This window comes from Roseibium sp. RKSG952, assembly GCF_009711355.1.
Map to the genome: position 1 here is coordinate 1 of NZ_SMMF01000591.1, position 2,207 is coordinate 2,207.

1 protein-coding gene is annotated in these 2,207 nt (G+C 53.9%); it reads right to left on the reverse strand.

Annotated elements, in window-relative coordinates:
* Positions 1-2,207, reverse strand: a 2,207-nt coding sequence (locus E1297_RS02605; RefSeq protein ID WP_305793807.1) for a calcium-binding protein, incomplete at both ends; no start/stop codon positions are given.

A 2,207-nucleotide genomic window follows, 5' to 3' on the forward strand; every position in this document is an offset into this window, starting at 1 on the left:
CGGAATGACGCCGATTTCATGCATGTAGGTACAGATAACGGTGTCGCCGGTATCCTTCTTTTCTCCATCATAAACGGTCATACCGCTGTCAGAACGGTAGTAGAAGTATGAGGACACAGAACCATAATCGAATTCGAATTCATAGTCTGTCAGAATGACTGTTGTGTTGCCTGCGACGAGGGTGGTGTCTTCGCCGTTATAGGTCGCGGTGACCGATACATCGCCTTCGAAGGCAATCGTATTGGCTGTATCACTGACTTCGAAATCGGTGATGACGTTGGTGCCGTCATCCGTGTCGAATTCGAACCGGTCATCCCCTTCATTGCCAGTGAGGGTATCATTGCCGTCGCCGGCGATGATCGTGTCGTTCCCGGCCCCGGCAATGATGGTGTCATTCCCTGTCCCAGCATCCAGATAGTCATCTCCACCTGCGCCCGTTCCGGTACTGGAATCGCCATAAAGACTATCATTTCCCGAGCCGCCATAGAGGCTGTCGGATTCTGCGGCAGACCCACGCCAAGCATGGCCGATCAGCTTGTCGTTTCCGTCTTCACCGTAAAGTACATCAGATCCGCCCTGTCCCTTGACTTGGTCATCACCGCTACCGGCGAACGCGATATCATCCCCAGAACCCAGGTTGTTGATGTAATCCTTGTAGTCGGTAAGAGTAAGGTCAACTCCCTCCATATTGCTGGCTGTACCGTCAAAGTATACCGACAGAACGTCCGAGTTCTGGTAATAGCGGCTACCTGCATCCGACATGTCGATGACGATTCGGTCTGTCCCGCTGCCCCCGTCAATGGAGGAGGTGTCGCCTTCCTTGATCAGGATCAGATCATCTCCACCGCCGGCATTGATGCTATCCTGACCGCCGCCACCGGAGATCATGTTTGCTGTACTGTTCCCGGTGAGGGTGTCATTCCCGGTGGTACCAACAACATTCTCTACATCGACAAGGGTGATATCGAGTTCGTTTTGTACGTTTTGCTGGCCAGTATCGCCCAAGTTGATCGAGAGACCACCGGTTATGCCGGTAAAGGAAATTGTGTCGCTGCCGTCCCCGCCGTTGAAATAGATGTCGTCGCGGTCGGAATTGACAACAAGCGTGTCATCTCCATCCCATAAAGCCATGTAGTAGCTCGAGCCACCGGTGGTGTTGGTCGAATCCGTTCGGATCAGGTCGCTGTCGGAAGAGCCGGAAATGAAACGGTGATCATCATCGGCAACAAAATCATAACCGGCGAAATTGCCCATGATCGAGAGCGATTCGCCATTCTCAAGCGCCGAGTCGATATTGTCGTAGAGGTCCTGAAACGTGGTGTCGTCAAGAACCGTGTTGCCTTGGCTGATCGTGATATCGCCGTTGCTGCCCTTGGTAAATTGGACGCGGGAGTCCCAAATTGCCTGGTGGATCGATTCGAAGACGGTTGCCTTGTTGACCGTTTGCCCGCTCAGGCCTGCTGCCGTGATGAATTCGCTATAGTAATCTTCATCAAATGTAGCTTCGAGGAACTCCCCGTCATTATCCGCATCTAGCCAATATTCAAAGCTTCCGCTGGCGGCGTTCCCGTCAAGAGGAATCGGGTCATCAACACTGACCGCCGGCAGGATGACCATGTCGTGGCGCGGATCATAGTCGGTGAGTTCCACGGTTGACGACTGGTCGCCAACTTCAGCCGCATTGGCTGGTGTTGCAGCGCCGCTGAGGGCCGCGTATAGTGCTGCGCTCCCAAGGGATTCGATCGTATCAAAGAGAATGCCTGCGATCGGGTTGGCGCTGAAGAAGCCGTCTGTCGCCAGCTTGAAAAGCGATTTGGACACGTCAAGCGTTGTCGACCCGGCTTTGGCAGACGCCCAAGTGGACCAATAGTCTGCAGTTTGTTCGGACGCATCCTCGGAGCCGATATCTCCCAAGTAGAGGATGTCATTTCCTGCTCCGAGTGTCACAGTGTCGGTGTCACCCGAAGCGATGTCACCGGGGTCTACAAAGTCGTCTCCTGCGCCCGCGATGATGGTGTCATTGCCTGCACCAGTTGAAATGGTATCGTTTCCATCTTCGGTTTGGATCGTATCGTTCTTTGCCTGATCCGTGTCGGAGAAAACGAAATTGTTGCCGCTTCCGCCATAGAAGGTTCCGGAGCCGCCAGTGATATAAAACCGGTCGTCATTGGCCCCCCCATAGCAGCCCGTTGAAAAAGGCCGGTGTT